General features: G+C 58.1%; 15 protein-coding genes. 3 read left to right on the top strand and 12 right to left on the bottom strand.

Translation table 11 applies throughout. The features are described 5' to 3' along the window. Window positions 1-8: 8 nt before the first annotated feature. From AC07VR_RS13690 to AC07VR_RS13645, 10 genes are all read right to left on the bottom strand, one after another. Window positions 9-422, bottom strand: coding sequence for an NADH-quinone oxidoreductase subunit A (locus AC07VR_RS13690; protein ID WP_494993344.1), 414 nt, complete (start codon window positions 420-422; stop codon window positions 9-11). A 610-nt stretch (window positions 423-1032) separates the two neighbouring features. Further along, window positions 1033-2358, bottom strand: a complete 1326-nt coding sequence (aceA, locus tag AC07VR_RS13685; RefSeq protein ID WP_494993343.1) for an isocitrate lyase — start codon at window positions 2356-2358, stop codon at window positions 1033-1035. A gap of 518 nt (window positions 2359-2876) precedes the next feature. After that, window positions 2877-3704, bottom strand: a complete 828-nt coding sequence (locus tag AC07VR_RS13680) for a secretin N-terminal domain-containing protein (RefSeq protein WP_495011519.1) — start codon at window positions 3702-3704, stop codon at window positions 2877-2879. A gap of 252 nt (window positions 3705-3956) precedes the next feature. Further along, window positions 3957-4382: a GNAT family N-acetyltransferase gene (locus AC07VR_RS13675; RefSeq protein WP_495011518.1), complete on the bottom strand. Its 426-nt coding sequence runs from the start codon at window positions 4380-4382 to the stop codon at window positions 3957-3959. Then, a complete protein-coding gene (locus AC07VR_RS13670; protein WP_494993340.1) occupies window positions 4375-5541 on the bottom strand; it encodes a ribosomal protein uL16 3-hydroxylase in 1167 nt (388 codons plus the stop codon). Before AC07VR_RS13670 ends, AC07VR_RS13675 begins: the two co-directional genes overlap by 8 nt. Before the next feature lie 83 nt (window positions 5542-5624). Next, a complete protein-coding gene (gene purB / locus AC07VR_RS13665) occupies window positions 5625-6995 on the bottom strand; it encodes an adenylosuccinate lyase (protein ID WP_494993339.1) in 1371 nt (456 codons plus the stop codon). A 127-nt stretch (window positions 6996-7122) separates the two neighbouring features. Beyond that, complete coding sequence (gene hflD, locus AC07VR_RS13660; protein WP_494993338.1) at window positions 7123-7746, bottom strand: high frequency lysogenization protein HflD; 624 nt, start codon at window positions 7744-7746, stop codon at window positions 7123-7125. Then, a complete protein-coding gene (mnmA, locus tag AC07VR_RS13655) occupies window positions 7743-8876 on the bottom strand; it encodes a tRNA 2-thiouridine(34) synthase MnmA (protein WP_495011517.1) in 1134 nt (377 codons plus the stop codon). Before mnmA ends, hflD begins: the two co-directional genes overlap by 4 nt. A gap of 59 nt (window positions 8877-8935) precedes the next feature. Continuing rightward, on the bottom strand, window positions 8936-9382 hold the full coding sequence (locus AC07VR_RS13650; RefSeq protein ID WP_494993336.1) for an NUDIX hydrolase: 447 nt from the start codon (window positions 9380-9382) through the stop codon (window positions 8936-8938). Window positions 9383-9635: 253 nt separating this feature from the next. Next, window positions 9636-11879, bottom strand: coding sequence for an NADP-dependent isocitrate dehydrogenase (locus AC07VR_RS13645; RefSeq protein WP_495011516.1), 2244 nt, complete (start codon window positions 11877-11879; stop codon window positions 9636-9638). 494 nt (window positions 11880-12373) lie between these two features. Between AC07VR_RS13645 and icd the strand changes: the two genes are divergently transcribed. After that, window positions 12374-13630: an NADP-dependent isocitrate dehydrogenase gene (gene icd, locus AC07VR_RS13640; RefSeq protein ID WP_494993334.1), complete on the top strand. Its 1257-nt coding sequence runs from the start codon at window positions 12374-12376 to the stop codon at window positions 13628-13630. A 79-nt stretch (window positions 13631-13709) separates the two neighbouring features. On the opposite strand, the gene cspD is transcribed toward icd, so the two are convergent. Beyond that, window positions 13710-13967, bottom strand: a complete 258-nt coding sequence (cspD, locus tag AC07VR_RS13635; protein ID WP_494993333.1) for a cold shock domain-containing protein CspD — start codon at window positions 13965-13967, stop codon at window positions 13710-13712. 224 nt (window positions 13968-14191) lie between these two features. Between cspD and clpS the strand changes: the two genes are divergently transcribed. Next, window positions 14192-14554: an ATP-dependent Clp protease adapter ClpS gene (gene clpS / locus AC07VR_RS13630; RefSeq protein WP_150806949.1), complete on the top strand. Its 363-nt coding sequence runs from the start codon at window positions 14192-14194 to the stop codon at window positions 14552-14554. Between the two features lie 29 nt (window positions 14555-14583). Next, a complete protein-coding gene (gene clpA / locus AC07VR_RS13625; RefSeq protein ID WP_494993332.1) occupies window positions 14584-16854 on the top strand; it encodes an ATP-dependent Clp protease ATP-binding subunit ClpA in 2271 nt (756 codons plus the stop codon). Window positions 16855-17064: 210 nt separating this feature from the next. Here clpA and infA read toward each other — a convergent pair whose 3' ends face one another. Further along, the gene (infA, locus tag AC07VR_RS13620) at window positions 17065-17283 is read right to left on the bottom strand and encodes a translation initiation factor IF-1 (protein ID WP_002553999.1); all 219 of its coding nucleotides are present in this window, start codon (window positions 17281-17283) and stop codon (window positions 17065-17067) included. Window positions 17284-17349 lie beyond the last annotated feature (66 nt).

Here is a 17349-nt window from a genome sequence, read left to right as displayed (position 1 = left end):
CCAAAGCCTCATTGTTTTAGCTTCGCTTGCCGCTTACGACGACCTTCCGGAGCCCAATCAAGTGCCCCCACTCGCCAAAGGTAGACAAGACCTGCCAACAGAATTGCTATGAAAACGAGAGCTTCGACAAATCCGGTCCAGCCGCTTTCGCGGACGGACACAGACCAGGCAAAGAGAAAAAGGGCTTCGATATCGAAGATCACGAAGAGCATCGCGACCAGATAGAATTTGGCTGAGAGCCGCAAGCGGGCGCTACCGGTAGGCAGCATGCCGGACTCGAACGGTTCGTTTTTACTGCGGCCCCAGGCTTTGGAGCCCAGCAGGCTGGAAACACCGAGCATGAAGGCACAAAGGCCGCCAACACCCAGAAGGAAAATGGCAAAGCCCCAGTTGTGGGCCATGAGTCCTGTCGCTTCGGGCATGCTGGTAATCCTTGGCAGAGAGCAAAGGTCTCTGAGCTTGAATAGAAATAAAGCAGTGACGATATGTCGCAGCGCAATCAATCCCGGTGATTTTATGGCTAAACACCGGGCAAGTAAATTTTCTATGGCGAAATTATTTAGTGAAATGAGGACATGGCATGCCTCCGGACCCTCGCAGCCCAGACGTTGCGGGCATTAGGCGCTGTTTTGTCAATTATCTTTTGTGGGTGATGTAACGAACAATGTACAGTTTAAATGATAATCAATATTGTTTAACGCGGTTTTTAAACTGCTACTTGGGGTGGTAAGCGGGAAGTTGCGCATACATACCCTCTACTGCAAGTTGCGAGCTCAGCCGTTTTAACCTTTTTTTCGAGATCTGATACTGCTTGGGATCAATTTTTTTTATCGGCTGCGGGCGCAAGCTTTGAGTCAAGACGCGATCGGTGGCAGCTGGCGAGCTCGCGAGCCAGCTGCCACGGGGGATCAAACGCTGTCTGGGAAATCCCCAAAAAAAACGCCCCGAACCGGTCGGGGCGTTAGATATGCGGCATTCCAGTTAGTTTTCTGTACGGTCTGGAATGGCCGTTTGCTCAAGAAGCGAAGTCGATCAGTGGAACTGTTCTTCTTCGGTGGAGCCGGTCAGCGCGGTAACCGAAGACGTGCCGCCTTGAATCACGGTGGTCATGTCGTCGAAGTAGCCGGTGCCGACTTCCTGTTGGTGAGCCACGAAGGTGTAACCCTTGGCGGCGTCAGCGAATTCTTGTTCTTGCAGTTTCACGTAAGCGGTCATGTCGTTGCGGGCGTAGTCGTGCGCCAGGTTGAACATGCTGTGCCACATGTTGTGAATGCCGGCCAGGGTGATGAACTGGTGCTTGTAACCCATGGCGGACAGTTCGCGCTGGAACTTGGCGATGGTCGCGTCGTCCAGGTTTTTCTTCCAGTTGAAGGAAGGCGAGCAGTTGTACGACAGCAGCTGGTCCGGGTATTCCTTTTTGATCGCTTCAGCGAAACGACGAGCTTCGTCCAGGTCCGGCTTGGCGGTTTCGCACCAGATCAGGTCGGCGTATGGCGCATAGGCCAGGCCGCGAGCGATAGCCTGGTCGAGGCCGGCACGCACTTTGTAGAAGCCTTCCTGAGTGCGTTCGCCAGTGACGAACGGTTGGTCGTACGGGTCGCAGTCCGAGGTCAGCAGGTCAGCGGCGTTGGCGTCGGTACGGGCCAGAATGATGGTCGGTGTACCGGCAACGTCAGCCGCCAGGCGGGCGGCGGTCAGCTTCTGTACGGCTTCCTGGGTAGGAACCAGTACCTTGCCGCCCATGTGGCCGCATTTTTTCACGGACGCCAGCTGGTCTTCGAAGTGAACGCCGGCAGCGCCTGCTTCGATCATGCTTTTCATCAGCTCGTAGGCGTTCAGCACGCCACCGAAACCGGCTTCAGCATCGGCGACGATCGGTGCGAAGTAGTCGATGTAGCCGTCGTCACCCGGGTTCTTGCCGGCTTTCCACTGGATCTGGTCGGCGCGCCGGAACGAGTTGTTGATGCGCTTGACCACAGTCGGTACGGAGTCGACCGGGTACAGCGACTGGTCCGGGTACATCGATTCTGCAGAGTTGTTGTCTGCAGCGACTTGCCAACCCGACAGGTAGATCGCCTGGATACCGGCTTTGACTTGCTGTACGGCCTGGCCGCCGGTCAGGGCGCCCATGCAGTTGACGAAATCTTTCTCGGGACGGAAGGACGGCTTGGCACCCTGGGTGACCAGGTTCCAGAGCTTCTCGGCGCCCATTTTTGCAAAGGTGTGCTCAGGTTGAACCGAGCCACGCAGACGGACGACGTCAGCAGCGGAGTAAGCGCGAGTCACGCCTTTCCAGCGTGGGTTTTCAGCCCAGTCTTTTTCGAGGGCTGCAATTTGCTGTTCGCGTGTCAGTGCCATGGAGATAAACCTCGTCGCGTCTTGTGTGGAAAGTGGTTCTTGGGTGGAAAATTCCAGCTCCACCAGGTACGCAGGTTTGAAAGATTGCGTAGATGGCTGCTCGCTGACCAGAAGCTTAGGTGGTCAAGTCGGGTCTGGCGGGGAGGGCGACGGGATGAACGATGGGCTCGAGGAGGGAGGCTGAGCAGGTAAGGGCGAGCTGGTGGGCGCATTCGGGCGTCGTGGGCCTTTATACGATCATCAGTGTGTTGCCGGTCTACCTAATTACGCTTCCGTCCCTCGGGACAACTTCGTTCCAGTCGCAACCTCGTCAAACACACCTTGTGGGCGGTACAGACACGAATCGGCTCAGGTAGGTAGGTTAGAGCGGCGATTCGAAGGCCCTTGCCAGGGCCCCTGATTAGCGGGAGCGAGGCCATCATGCCTTTGCTTTTTTGGCTCGTCAAACGTTTTGTAGTGCTTTTTTTTAAGCACTACATCTTTGGTCTAATACGACTAATCAGTCAGTTTTTGGTGTGTTAGTCCAAGGTATCGACTTTTACCCGCAAGGTCATGTCATCCCGGCCCTGAGTCGAATAGCTGCGGGCCAGCCCCTGTTTATCGGCCTGTGTCTGGCGATTGACCCCGGCCAGGGTGATCCATTCACCAAGGCGGCCGCTGACCGTGGTGTTGGTACTTTGCACGTTCACTACATCGGGACGTTCCTGGCTCATTCGGTCACGATTGGTTCTGATATTGAGGTGAACGATGTCGCCGGTGACGCTGGCTGTGACGTAGAAACCCTGGGTGACGTTGCGGTACTGGGTCTGGCTTTGCAGGTGGGCGTAGTTGTTGCTCGGGTTTTGCGGTGGGCTGGAGCTGTTGCTCGGGTTTTGCGGCGGGCTGGAGGTGTTGGTCTGGTTTGGCAGGCTGGCGTAGGCATCGGTCTGGGTGCTGGTCAGCGGCACGATCTGGCCGATCTGGATCAGGGCCGGTGTACCTTCGCTGGTCTGGACTTGCTGAATGCCGCCTTCGCGGCTGTCGGTGCTGTAGGTGATGATCCGCGTCCGCTGATCGGTGTTGTCTTGCTGGTTGTTTTCATTGGTGTCGACAGTGATCAGCAGGCGTTTGGGCGCGGTGTCGAGCTGTGCGATCAGGGCCTTGAATTCGTTGATCTTGTCGGGTTCGGCGTTGACGATCAGCTGGTTGCCGTAGGCGCTGACCTTGCCGTCCCCGCCGATAAAATTCTGCGCGACCGGCAGCAGGTCGGCGCTGGTGCGATTGTTGAGTTGCACCACCTCGGTAGCGGCGATGACCGAAAAACTGCAGGTCAGCAGCAGTGTGGTGAACAGGGTGCGTAGGGACATGTCCGTTATCTCCGCGATCAAAGGCTCGAGTTTGCCAGTTTGTCGGCCTGCGAAGGGGCAAGTTGAATCCTGGACGGCAAAACGCCCCGGTATCTGAAGATAGCAGGGCGTTTTGCTGATCGTTCCCATGCTCCGCGTGGGATGATCGTTCCCACGCTCTGCGTGGGAATGCCTCTCAGGACGCTCCGCGTCCTTTCGCGGTGGTGACGCGGAGCGTCACCGGCTGCATTCCCACGCGGAGCCTGGGAACGATCAGTGGTGGCCTCGCACCATGTCGACGTGCGGAATCCCTGCTTCCAGGAACTCCTCACTGACAATGCTGAAGCCCAGGCGCTCATAGAACGCTGTCGCCTGAACCTGTGCACTGAGCATCTGCTGCTTGAGCCCGCGCTTCTCGGCTTCACCGATCACCGCCTGCATCAGCGCATCGCCGACCTTCAGGCCGCGCCAGTCCTTGAGGACTGATACGCGGCCGACGTGCCCATCAGGCAACAGGCGCGCAGTACCAATCGGAAAATCACCTTCGAAGGCGAGGAAATGCACGGCGCTTGCGTCGTCGGCATCCCATTCCAGTTCGGCTGGAACGGATTGCTCGGCGATGAACACCGCTTCACGAATGCGCCGGATCTCGGCGTTGTCCTTTTGCCAGTCTGCGACACGTACGTGAATCTTATTCATCGGCAAACCCCAGGCTTCCTTGCTTGACCAGTTCACACAGCAGGCCCCGACCGTCTTCATCGCTCAGCCAATGGCCAAGGTTGTCGACGTGTAGCGCATCGGCGGCGCAAATCATTTTCAGCAGCTCGCGCAACTTGCCCGGCAGATAACGGCTCTGGCCGCTGGCGAACAGCAGCAGGTCGTCGTCGACTTCCGACCAGGCCAGGCGCGCGCTTGGGTTGCGGATCAGCACGGCGCCTTGCTCGAGACTGCTGAGCAGGTCGTCTTCTTCCAGTTCCGGGCCGACCACCAGTTCCGGGTAGCGTGGTTCGGTCATGAACTGGCCGAACCAGGTCAGCAGCAGGCGCTCGTCGCTCATGTGTTCGGCGAGCAGGCTTTTCAAGCGGTCGAGGGCGTCATGCTGGATCTGGTGCGGGTCGATCGCTGGTTGTGCGTCGGCGTCGGTGTAACGCTCTTCGTCAGGCAGGAACTGGCTGAGGAAGTCAGTGAAGTGGGTCAGCACTTCAGCGGCGCTCGGGGCGCGGAAGCCCACCGAGTAGGTCATGCAGTCGTCGACAGCCACGCCGCAGTGGGCCAGGCGCGGCGGCAGGTAGAGCATGTCGCCCGGTTCCAGGGTCCACTCGTCGGTCCCCTGGAAGTCGGCAAGGATGCGCAGGTCGGCGTGCTCGAGCAGAGGGCTCTCGGAATCGCACATCTGGCCGATCTTCCAGTTGCGTTTGCCATGGCCTTGCAGCAGGAACACGTCGTAGTTGTCGAAGTGCGGGCCTACGCTGCCGCCAGGCGCAGCGAAGCTGATCATCACGTCGTCGATGCGCCAGCTCGGCAGGAAGCGGAAGTGCTCCAGCAGCTCGCTGACTTCCGGCACGAACTGGTCGACGGCTTGCACCAGCAAGGTCCACTCGCGCTCGGGCAGTTTGCTGAATTCGTCTTCGGCGAACGGGCCGCGACGCAATTCCCATGGGCGCTCGCCGTGCTCGATGACCAGTCGCGATTCGACTTCCTCTTCCAGTGCCAGGCCGGCCAGTTCGTCGGCGTCGATCGGGCTTTCGAAATCAGGGATCGCCTGGCGAATCAGCAGCGGCTTTTTCTGCCAGTAGTCGCGCAGGAATTCCCGTGCAGTGATGCCGCCCAGAAGTTGAAGAGGAATATCAGGATTCATGTGTAACCTATTGAAAAAAAGTACTTTTCAGACGGGAATAAAAACGCCCGGCGCTGCCGGGCGTCTAAATGTATTACGAGCGGTCAGATGCGCTTGGCTTGAGCCACGGCGTTGCCGATGTAATTGGCCGGGGTGAGCTTTTTCAGCTCGGCCTTGGCCTCGGCAGGCATGTCCAGTGCATCGATGAAAGTCTGCAGCGCTTCAGGGCTGATGCCCTTGCCGCGAGTCAGCTCTTTCAGCTTTTCGTACGGGTTTTCGATGTTGTAGCGACGCATCACGGTCTGGATCGGTTCGGCCAGGACTTCCCAGCACGCATCCAGGTCAGCAGCGATTTTCTGGGCGTTGAGCTCCAGTTTGCTGATGCCTTTGAGGCTGGCTTCGTAAGCGATAACGCTGTGAGCGAAGCCGACGCCGAGGTTGCGCAGCACGGTGGAGTCGGTCAGGTCACGCTGCCAGCGGGAGATTGGCAGCTTGCTCGCCAGGTGCTGGAACAGTGCATTGGCGATACCCAGGTTGCCTTCGGAGTTTTCGAAGTCGATCGGGTTGACCTTGTGCGGCATGGTCGAGGAGCCGATTTCGCCGGCAATGGTGCGCTGCTTGAAGTAGCCCAGGGAGATGTAACCCCAGATATCGCGATCGAAGTCGATCAGGATGGTGTTGAAGCGGGCGATCGCGTCGAACAGCTCGGCGATGTAGTCGTGCGGTTCGATCTGCGTGGTATACGGGTTGAAGCCCAGGCCCAGTTCATCTTCGATAAACGCGCGAGCGTTGGCTTCCCAGTCGATCTCAGGGTAGGCCGAGAGGTGTGCGTTGTAGTTGCCGACAGCGCCGTTGATCTTGCCCAGCAGCGGAACGGCGGCGACTTGGGCGATCTGGCGTTCCAGGCGGTAAACCACGTTGGCCAGTTCTTTGCCCAGGGTGGTCGGCGAAGCCGGTTGACCGTGGGTGCGCGAGAGCATCGGCACGTCGGCGAAGCGGATCGCCAGCTCGCGAATGGCTTCAGCAGTCTGGCGCATCAGCGGCAGCATCACCTCATCACGGCCTTCGCGCAGCATCAGGGCGTGGGACAGGTTGTTGATGTCCTCGCTGGTGCAGGCAAAGTGGATGAATTCACTGACGTTGGCCAGTTCAGGCAGTTTGGCGGCCTGTTCCTTGAGCAGGTACTCAATGGCTTTAACATCGTGGTTGGTGGTGCGCTCGATCTCTTTGACGCGCTCGGCGTGTTCCAGCGAGAAGTTTTCCGCCAGTTCATTCAGAGCCGCGTTGGCTTCGGCGGAAAACGCCGGGACTTCGCAGATGCTAGCGTGAGCGGCCAGGCGCTGGAGCCAGCGCACTTCAACCAGGACGCGAGCACGGATCAGACCGTATTCGCTGAAAATTGGGCGCAGGGCCTGGGTTTTGCCGGCGTAGCGGCCGTCAACAGGGGAAACCGCAGTGAGCGAAGAGAGCTGCATGGGGTGTTCTCGGACAGTCGGGCAACGAAATGGGGCGCGTATCATACATGAAAAAAAACCGCTGGTCCGTTGCCAACTGACCAGCGTTTACGCGTTACAGACTACAAAACAATATTGCGGGCGCGGTTCAGCTGCTGCGCATCAGCGGATAAAGCTCTTTGAGCAATTTGCGGCGGCTGAATACCAGCTGCCAGCGATGACCACCCAGCTGGCGCCACAAGCGCGCCGAGCGGATGCCGGCCAGCAACAGGGCGCGGATCTTCGACGAGTTGCTCGGTTGCTGCAGGTTGCGCATGTCGCCGTGCACCTGAATCCGTTGGCGCAGGGTGCTCAAGGTGTCCTGATACAGCGCTCCACAAGCGGCGATCACGTTTTCGTGGGCCGGGCCGAAATGCTCGACCTGGGACTGAATCTGCGGCAAGCGTTTGCCAATCACTTCGAGCATGTCGTCACGCTTGGCCAGTTGTCGCTCGAGACCGAGCATCGACAGCGCATAGCGCAAGGGTTCGCGTTGCAAGGTGTTTGGGTCGCGCTCCAGGGCGCCGATCAGTGCGCGATAACCTTCGCGCAGATTGATGTCGTCGCCACCGTAGACTTCCAGGGTGTCCTTCGGATCACGGATCAGCAGGCTGCCAAGCATGCAGCTCAGACCGGCTTCCGTGACCTGGCCGGTCTTGGCGATCTTGTCGACCAGGACTGCGGCGAGAAAAACACCGCCCAGGGCTGTCAGTTGCTCCTGAGTCGGGCTCATGCGCGCGAATCCTTGCTGCTCCAGGGTTCGGCCACTTCAATGACGCCGCCGCCAAGGCAGATTTCGCCGTCGTAGAACACCACGGACTGGCCGGGGGTTACTGCGCGCTGCGGGTCGTCGAAAATAACGCGATAGCCATTGGCGGTTTTTTCCAGGGTGCAGGGCTGGTCGCTCTGGCGATAGCGGACTTTCGCAGTGAGCTTGCGCGGCGTGCTCAGGTCGACCGGGTTGACCCAGTAGATGTCCGAGGCGAGCAGCGCGCGGGAGAACAGCCATGGGTGATCATTGCCCTGGCCAACGATCAGCTCGTTGTGCTCCAGGTCCTTGATCAGCACGTACCACGGCTCTTCGCCGGCGTCTTTCAGGCCGCCGATGCCCAGACCCTGGCGCTGGCCGATGGTGTGGTACATCAGGCCGTGGTGGCGACCGATCACTTCACCTTCGGTGGTTTTGATCTCGCCAGGCTGTGCCGGCAGGTATTGCTTGAGGAAGTCGCTGAAACGGCGTTCGCCGATAAAGCAGATCCCGGTGGAGTCCTTTTTCTTCGCCGTAGCCAGCTGGTGTTTCTCGGCAATCGCTCGAACCGCAGGTTTTTCCAGCTCGCCGACCGGGAACAGGGTCTTGGCGATCTGCTCGCCGCCGACGGCGTGCAGGAAGTAGCTCTGATCCTTGTTGGGGTCCAGACCTTTGAGCAGTTCGGTACGGCCATCGATGTCGCGGCGGCGCACGTAGTGGCCGGTGGCGATCAGGTCGGCACCGAGCATCAGGGCGTAGTCGAGGAACGCCTTGAACTTGATTTCGCGGTTGCAGAGGATGTCCGGGTTCGGTGTGCGCCCGGCTTTGTATTCGGCCAGGAAATGCTCGAACACGTTGTCCCAGTACTCAGCGGCGAAGTTGGCGGTGTGCAGCTTGATGCCAATCTTGTCGCAAACGGCTTGAGCGTCGGCCAGGTCGTCCATGGCGGTGCAATAGTCCGTTCCGTCGTCCTCCTCCCAGTTCTTCATGAACAGGCCTTCCACCTGATAACCCTGCTCGATCAGCAGTAGGGCGGAAACGGAAGAGTCCACGCCGCCGGACATGCCGACGATAACGCGCTTCTTTTGTGTGTCAGAAGGGGCTGGATCACGCATAGGGATTCAAAGGGTGTCTTGAAAAAGGACGCGATTCTAACAGGCCGGAGCCTGCAAGGCTAAAGAGAAGGGCGGATCAGCTCGAGACTGTGCAGCTTGCCGCTCAAATAATCGTCGATGCACTGGAGGATTAGCTCGCTGCGCCAGTCCGGGCGTCGTTCCAGCAGCTCGGTGCGGGTTAGCCAGCGCGGGCCGATAATGCCGTCATCCAGCTGATAATCGGGATGATGCTGTAGCGGTTTGCCAGCGAAGCACACGCGTTGGTAGGTCACGCCGTTGCTTGGAGCAGTATAGAGGTAGATGCCGATAACGCCGGTCAGTTCGATGTCCCAGCCGGTTTCTTCGAGGGTTTCACGAATCGCGGCGTCGATCAGTGTTTCGTCGGGATCCAGGTGCCCGGCGGGCTGATTGAGCACCGCTCGTCCGCCTGCGAGTTCCTCGACCATCAGGAAGCGGCCATTGTCTTCGACGATGGTCGCGACGGTGATGTGGGGCTGCCAATCCATAAAAATATTCTGCCTTGGGTTGGGGGAGAAGGTCATCATAAATCGAACGCGGATCGGTGCGCCCGCAATATCCGGGTGAGCACTGGTCCTAGTAGGAGCCGAGCTTGCTCGCGATGGCATCACCTCGGTGCAACAGACACATCGCGTCGCCTGCATCGCGAGCAAGCTCGGCTCCTACAAAGAGCAAAGAGCGCAAGCCATAAACAGAAACCCCGGCGCGGGGCCGGGGCTCTGGTATTACAGTGCAGCGCTATCAGGCAGCCAGGCTGTCGGAAGCCAGCGCAGCGATTGCCGCGTTGAAGATTTCGCTAGGGCGCATGGCCTTGCTGATCAGTGCTGGCGTGGCGTAGTAGTAGCCACCGATTTCCACTGGTTTGCCCTGAACGGCGTTGAGCTCGGCAACGATGGCCGCCTCGTTTTCGGTCAGGGTTTTCGCCAGTTGGCCAAATTGCGCCTGGAGGGCGGCATCTTCAGTCTGGGCGGCCAGGGCCTGGGCCCAGTACAGCGCCAGGTAGAAGTGGCTGCCGCGGTTGTCGATGTTGCCGACTTTGCGTGCAGGCGACTTGTTGTTGTCCAGGAACTGACCGGTGGCCTGATCCAGAGTCTTGGCCAGTACCAGGGCTTTCGGATTGTTGTAAGTCACACCCAAATGCTCAAGGGAGGCGGCCAGAGCCAGGAACTCACCCAGCGAATCCCAGCGCAGGAAGTTTTCTTCCAGCAACTGCTGAACGTGCTTCGGTGCTGAACCGCCAGCGCCGGTTTCGAACAGACCGCCGCCGTTCATCAGCGGAACGATCGACAGCATCTTGGCGCTGGTGCCCAGCTCCATGATCGGGAACAGGTCGGTCAGGTAGTCGCGCAGTACGTTACCGGTCACCGAGATGGTGTCCTGACCGGCGCGGATACGCGTCAGCGTGAACGCCATGGCGTCGACTGGCGACATGATGCGGATGTCCAGGCCGGATGTGTCGTGATCCTTCAGGTAGGCCTGAACTTTCTCGATCACCACGCCGTCGTGGGCGCGCATTGGGTCCAGCCAGAAGATCGCTGGAGTGCTGCTGGCGCGAGCACGGTTGACGGCCAGTTTGACCCAGTCCTGGATCGGCGCGTCTTTGGTCTGGCACATGCGGAAGATGTCGCCGGCTTCAACCGACTGTTCCAGCAGAGTGCGGCCAGCGCTGTCGGAAACGCGAACAACGCCGTCAGCCTTGATCTGGAAGGTCTTGTCGTGGGAACCGTACTCTTCGGCTTTTTTCGCCATCAGGCCAACGTTTGGCACGCTGCCCATGGTGGTTGGGTCGAAGGCGCCGTGTTGCTTGCAGTCTTCGATCACCGCCTGGTAGATGGTGGCGTAGCAACGATCCGGGATCACGGCCTTGGTGTCGTGCAGTTGGCCATCGGTGCCCCACATCTTGCCGGAGTCACGGATCATGGCTGGCATCGAGGCGTCGACGATCACGTCGCTCGGCACGTGCAGGTTGGTGATGCCTTTGTCGGAGTTGACCATGGCCAGCGACGGACGAACGGCGTAGACCGCCTGAATGTCGGCTTCGATCTGTGCTTGCTGCTCGGCCGGCAGGGCCTTGATGCGGGCGTACAGGTCGCCGATGCCGTTGTTCAGGTTGAAGCCGATCTGTGCCAGCACGTCAGCGTGCTTGCTCAGGGCGTCTTTATAGAACTCGGCAACGATCTGGCCGAACATGATCGGGTCGGAGACCTTCATCATGGTCGCTTTCAGGTGAACCGACAGCAGCACGCCTTTTTGCCTGGCGTCTTCGATTTCAGCGGCGATGAAGCTGCGCAGGGCGTTTTTGCTCAGTACGGCGCAATCGAGGATCTCACCGGCTTGTACGGTGGTTTTTTCTTTCAGGACGGTGGTACTGCCATCCCGAGCGATCAGTTCGATTTTAACGCTGTCTTTGGCGTCGATCAGGGCGGCTTTTTCGCTGCCGTAGAAATCGCCAGCGCTCATGTGAGCGACGTGGGACTTGGAGTCCGAGCTCCAGGCGCCCATTTTGTGCGGGTGCTTGCGGGCGTAGTTCTTGACCGACAGCGGGGCGCGGCGGTCAGAGTTGCCTTCGCGCAGAACCGGATTTACGGCGCTGCCCTTGACCTTGTCGTAAGCCGCTCTGGCGCTCTTGTCGGCATCGCTGGTCACGGTTTCCGGATAGTCCGGCAGTTCAAAGCCCTGGGCTTGCAATTCTTTGATCGCGGCCTGCAGTTGCGGAACCGAGGCGCTGATGTTCGGCAGCTTGATGATGTTGGCTTCAGGCGTGACGGCCAGGGCGCCCAGTTCGGCGAGGTGGTCGGCTACGGCTTTGTCGCCCAATTGCTCGGGGAAGCTGGCCAGGATGCGCCCTGCAAGAGAGATATCGCGGGTTTCCACGGCGATATCAGCGGAGGCGGTGAAGGCCTCTACGATAGGCAGCAGTGAATAGGTGGCGAGGGCTGGGGCTTCGTCGGTGAAGGTGTAGATGATCTTCGAGCGGGTGGGCATATTCGGATTAACTCTCTTCTTTGCTAGGCGTGCTCGGAATCTCGAGTTGCGCGGGGGTGAGCGCTTTCGTTCAAAGTCGTCCATGAGCCGAAAGTCGAGGTTTCTTCGCGGTGATGTTGGGTGCATCAGTCGAGCGTCAGGCGACCGGGTCGCGGTAACAACCCAGTCTTTTCGGGCTTGAAAGTCTCATTCCAGACAGGTCAGCCGGTGTGACTCTGTGGTCACCGGCGCATTATACATAGGTCTTTGGTGTTGCGACGATAGGTCGCGTATTCGAGGTGACGTCCATTGGTCTAAAGGATCGGCTCGCAGGGTCGCCGTACACTGATCGCCCTGGTCCTCGATTTTGTCGTTTTTACCTTTGCTTTCAGGCTTGTAGGCCGCAAAGAGTATAGGTTTGGCCCTGGATGTATGGAACATAAGGTTCCCGTCCAGATTCAACTGGGGTACGCTCCAGAGCAGCCAGATGTTCAATCCACGTAACGGAGTTCAGCATGGGATACAAGAAGATTCAGGTTCCAGCAGTCGGCGACAAAATCACCGTCAATGCAGACCATTCTCTCAATGTTCCTAATAACCCGATCATCCCTTTCATCGAAGGTGATGGTATTGGCGTCGACATCAGCCCGGTCATGATCAAGGTTGTCGATGCTGCTGTTAAGAAAGCTTACGGTGGCGATCGTAAAATCTCCTGGATGGAAGTCTACGCCGGCGAGAAGGCTACCCAGGTCTACGACCAGGACACCTGGTTGCCTCAGGAAACTCTGGATGCTGTCAAAGACTACGTCGTTTCCATCAAAGGCCCGCTGACCACTCCGGTCGGTGGCGGCATCCGTTCCCTGAACGTCGCCCTGCGTCAGCAGCTGGACCTTTATGTTTGCCTGCGTCCAGTGCGTTGGTTCGAAGGCGTGCCTAGCCCGGTCAAGAAGCCTGGCGACGTCGACATGACGATCTTCCGTGAAAACTCGGAAGACATTTATGCCGGTATCGAGTGGAAGGCCGGCTCGCCAGAAGCGATCAAGGTCATCAAATTCCTGAAAGACGAAATGGGTGTCACTAAAATCCGTTTCGACCAGAACTGCGGTATCGGCGTCAAGCCGGTTTCCCTGGAAGGCACCAAGCGTCTGGCGCGCAAGGCCCTGCAGTATGTAGTCGACAATGACCGCGACTCGCTGACTATCGTGCACAAAGGCAACATCATGAAGTTCACCGAAGGTGCCTTCAAAGAGTGGGCCTACGAAGTGGCTGCTGAAGAATTCGGCGCTACCTTGCTCGATGGCGGTCCCTGGATGCAGTTCAAGAACCCTAGAACCGGCAAGAATGTCATCGTCAAAGATGCCATCGCCGATGCCATGCTGCAGCAAATTCTGCTGCGCCCGGCTGAATACGATGTGATCGCGACCCTGAACCTGAACGGTGACTACCTGTCCGACGCCCTGGCGGCCGAAGTGGGTGGTATCGGTATCGCACCAGGCGCCAACCTGTCCGACACCGTCGCGATGTTCGAAGCCACCCACGGTACGGCTCCAAAGTACGCGGGCAAAGACCAGGTGAACCCGGGTTCGCTGATCCTGTCTGCTGAAATGATGCTACGCCACATGGGCTGGACCGAAGCGGCTGACCTGATCATCAAAGGCACCAACGGCGCAATCTCGGCCAAGACAGTGACCTATGACTTCGAACGTCTGATGGACGGCGCCAAGCTGCTGTCGTCTTCTGCGTTCGGCGATGCTCTGATCTCTCACATGTAAGCTGATCCGCGCCAAGCAGAACCGGCCGACTCAAGTGAATGAGTCGGCCGGTTTTTTTATGACTGGATGTTTGGTGTGGTCAGCTTGATATGGTTTCGTGGTGGGTTGGAGGGTTCGTCTGGGCTGCCTGTGCAGTGGCTGACCTGATTTCAATCGCATGCAAGCCTTTTGGCCCCTGGATGATATCGAAACAAACGGCTTGTCCTGCTTTCAGGGTTTTGTAGCCATCCATTTTAATGGCCGAGTAATGGGCAAACAGATCTTCGTCCTTGCCGTCCTCGTTGATGAATCCATACCCTTTGGCATTGTTGAACCACTTGACCTTGCCGCTTGCCATGCTCATATCCCTCTGCAACAGACTCCATCACTGGAGTATCATCCAGTTCATCAGCACTCAAACCCGGAAATCGGGTTGACTGTGCGGACGTTTATTACCCACTGTGGGCCCTATTGGTTGTAACACCGTTTTGCCGATAGTCAAGGTGACCGGGCGGTCAGAGTTGAAATCCTGCCTGGGCGCCCCCACCACAGTATTTGTTCAACTAACGAACCTTTCTTTCCATGCATGCAATCAGCCAGATTCGACTAACATTCAATCAGGATCGCCCGGATTTACACGACGACGATTCCGCTGGCTTGGCTGTACAGGAGGCTAAGCCCGCGTTGCAGGCGCCGCCGATGTACAAGGTGGTTTTGTTTAACGATGACTACACACCGATGGATTTCGTCGTCGAAGTGCTCGAGGTGTTTTTTAACCTGAATCGAGAGTTGGCGACCAAGGTAATGCTGGCCGTTCATACAGAAGGACGGGCAGTATGTGGAGTGTTTACCCGCGACATCGCCGAGACCAAGGCCATGCAGGTCAACCAGTACGCCAGGGAAAGCCAGCATCCGCTACTCTGTGAAATCGAGAAGGACGGTTAACGCCGACCACTTGGGTATGAGGTGAAGCTATGTTAAACCGCGAGCTCGAAGTCACCCTCAATCTCGCCTTCAAGGAGGCCCGCTCAAAACGTCATGAGTTCATGACGGTCGAGCACCTTTTGTTGGCTCTTTTGGATAATGAGGCAGCCGCTACCGTTCTACGTGCCTGCGGCGCAAACCTCGACAAACTCAAGCATGACCTGCAGGAGTTTATCGACTCCACCACGCCATTGATCCCTCTTCATGACGAGGATCGCGAAACCCAGCCAACCCTGGGCTTCCAGCGTGTACTGCAACGTGCTGTCTTTCACGTACAGAGCTCGGGTAAACGCGAGGTGACTGGTGCCAACGTGCTGGTCGCAATCTTCAGTGAGCAAGAGAGTCAGGCGGTGTTTCTGCTGAAGCAGCAGAGCGTTGCGCGCATCGATGTCGTCAACTACATAGCTCATGGCATCTCGAAAGTGCCAGGGCATGGCGAACACTCTGAAGGTGAGCAAGATATGCAGGACGACGAGGGCGGTGAGTCTTCTTCTTCAGGCAATCCTCTGGATGCTTATGCCAGCAACCTCAACGAGCTCGCGCGCCAGGGTCGAATAGACCCGTTGGTAGGCCGGGAGCTGGAGGTCGAGCGCGTTGCGCAGATTCTGGCGCGTCGGCGTAAAAACAATCCGCTGTTGGTGGGTGAGGCGGGCGTGGGTAAAACCGCGATCGCCGAAGGTCTGGCCAAGCGCATTGTCGACAATCAGGTGCCTGATCTGTTGGCTCACAGTGTCGTCTATTCCCTCGATCTGGGAGCGCTGCTGGCCGGGACCAAATACCGCGGCGATTTCGAGAAGCGCTTCAAGGCGTTGCTCAACGAGCTGAAGAAACGTCCGCAGGCGATTCTGTTTATCGACGAAATCCACACCATCATTGGCGCCGGTGCAGCGTCCGGTGGTGTCATGGATGCCTCGAACCTGCTCAAGCCGTTGCTGTCTTCGGGTGATATCCGGTGCATCGGCTCGACCACCTTCCAGGAATTCCGTGGCATCTTCGAGAAGGATCGTGCCCTGGCTCGTCGCTTCCAGAAGGTCGATGTGTCTGAACCTTCGGTAGAAGACACCATTGGCATTCTCAGGGGGCTCAAGGGGCGCTTCGAGCTGCATCACGGTATCGAATACAGTGATGAGGCGTTGCGTGCCGCAGCTGAGCTGGCATCGCGTTATATCAATGACCGACACATGCCGGACAAGGCTATCGACGTTATCGACGAGGCGGGTGCCTACCAGCGCCTGCAGCCGATCGAGAAGCGTGTGAAACGCATCGAGGTGGCTCAGGTCGAGGACATCGTGGCGAAGATCGCGCGGATTCCGCCCAAGCACGTCACCAGTTCGGACAAAGAGCTGCTGCGTAACCTTGAGCGTGACTTGAAACTGACAGTATTCGGGCAGGATGCGGCGATCGACTCCTTGTCGACTGCGATCAAGCTGTCCCGTGCCGGCTTGAAGTCGCCCGACAAACCTGTGGGTTCGTTCCTGTTCGCAGGTCCTACGGGTGTCGGTAAAACCGAGGCCGCGCGGCAGTTGGCCAAGGCGTTGGGGATTGAACTGGTTCGCTTCGATATGTCCGAGTACATGGAGCGCCACACCGTTTCCCGCTTGATCGGTGCACCTCCAGGCTACGTGGGCTTCGATCAGGGCGGTTTGCTGACCGAAGCGATCACCAAGCAGCCTCACTGCGTGCTGTTGCTCGATGAGATCGAGAAGGCGCATCCGGAAGTCTTCAACCTGCTGTTGCAGGTCATGGATCACGGTACGCTGACGGATAACAACGGGCGCAAGGCAGATTTCCGTAACGTGATCGTCATCATGACGACCAACGCCGGTGCCGAAACCGCAGCGCGTGCGTCAATCGGCTTCACTTATCAAGATCACTCTTCCGATGCCATGGAAGCGATCAAGAAGAGCTTTACACCGGAATTCCGTAACCGTCTGGACACCATTATCCAGTTTGGTCGCCTCAGTCATGAGGTCATCAAAAGCGTGGTGGACAAGTTCCTTACCGAGCTTCAGGCGCAACTGGAAGACAAGCGTGTACTGCTCGAAGTGACCGATGCTGCACGCGGTTGGCTGGCGGCGGGTGGTTACGATGTGCTGATGGGCGCGCGACCAATGGCTCGCTTGATTCAGGACAAGATCAAGCGTCCGCTCGCTGAGGAAATTCTCTTTGGCGAACTGGCCGAGCATGGTGGCGTGGTGCACATCGACCTCAAGGACGGCGAGTTGACCTTCGAGTTCGAGACCACTGCAGAAATGGCCTGACAGTTGTTGCTGTAAAGCGAAAGGCGCCGAAAGGCGCCTTTTTGCTGTCTGGGGGATCGTTCCCACGCTCCGCGTGGGAATGCCTCAACGGACGCTCCGAGTTCGGCTTTTGGGACGCAGAGCGTCCCGGGCTGCATTCCCACGCAGAGCGTGGGAACGATCCACAAACAAAAACGCCCGGCATAAGCCGGGCGTTTTGTATTGACTTGCTTAACGAGCGCGGTAAGTGATGCGCCCTTTGCTCAAGTCATAGGGCGTCAGCTCGACGCGCACTTTGTCACCGGTAAGAATACGGATGTAGTTCTTGCGCATCTTGCCGGAAATATGCGCGGTTACGACGTGCCCATTTTCCAACTCCACACGAAACATGGTGTTGGGCAGGGTGTCGACGACAGTGCCTTCCATTTCGAAGCTGTCTTCTTTCGACATGCAGTAAAGCCCTCGGTGTCCAATGAATGGCCCGGTGCAACTGCGCCAGGCAAAAGCGGCGTGCAT

Source organism: Pseudomonas sp. GW821-FHT02H09, assembly GCF_059421425.1.
Note: the sequence above shows the minus strand (reverse complement) of the source record. Positions and strands in the feature narration are given on the sequence as shown.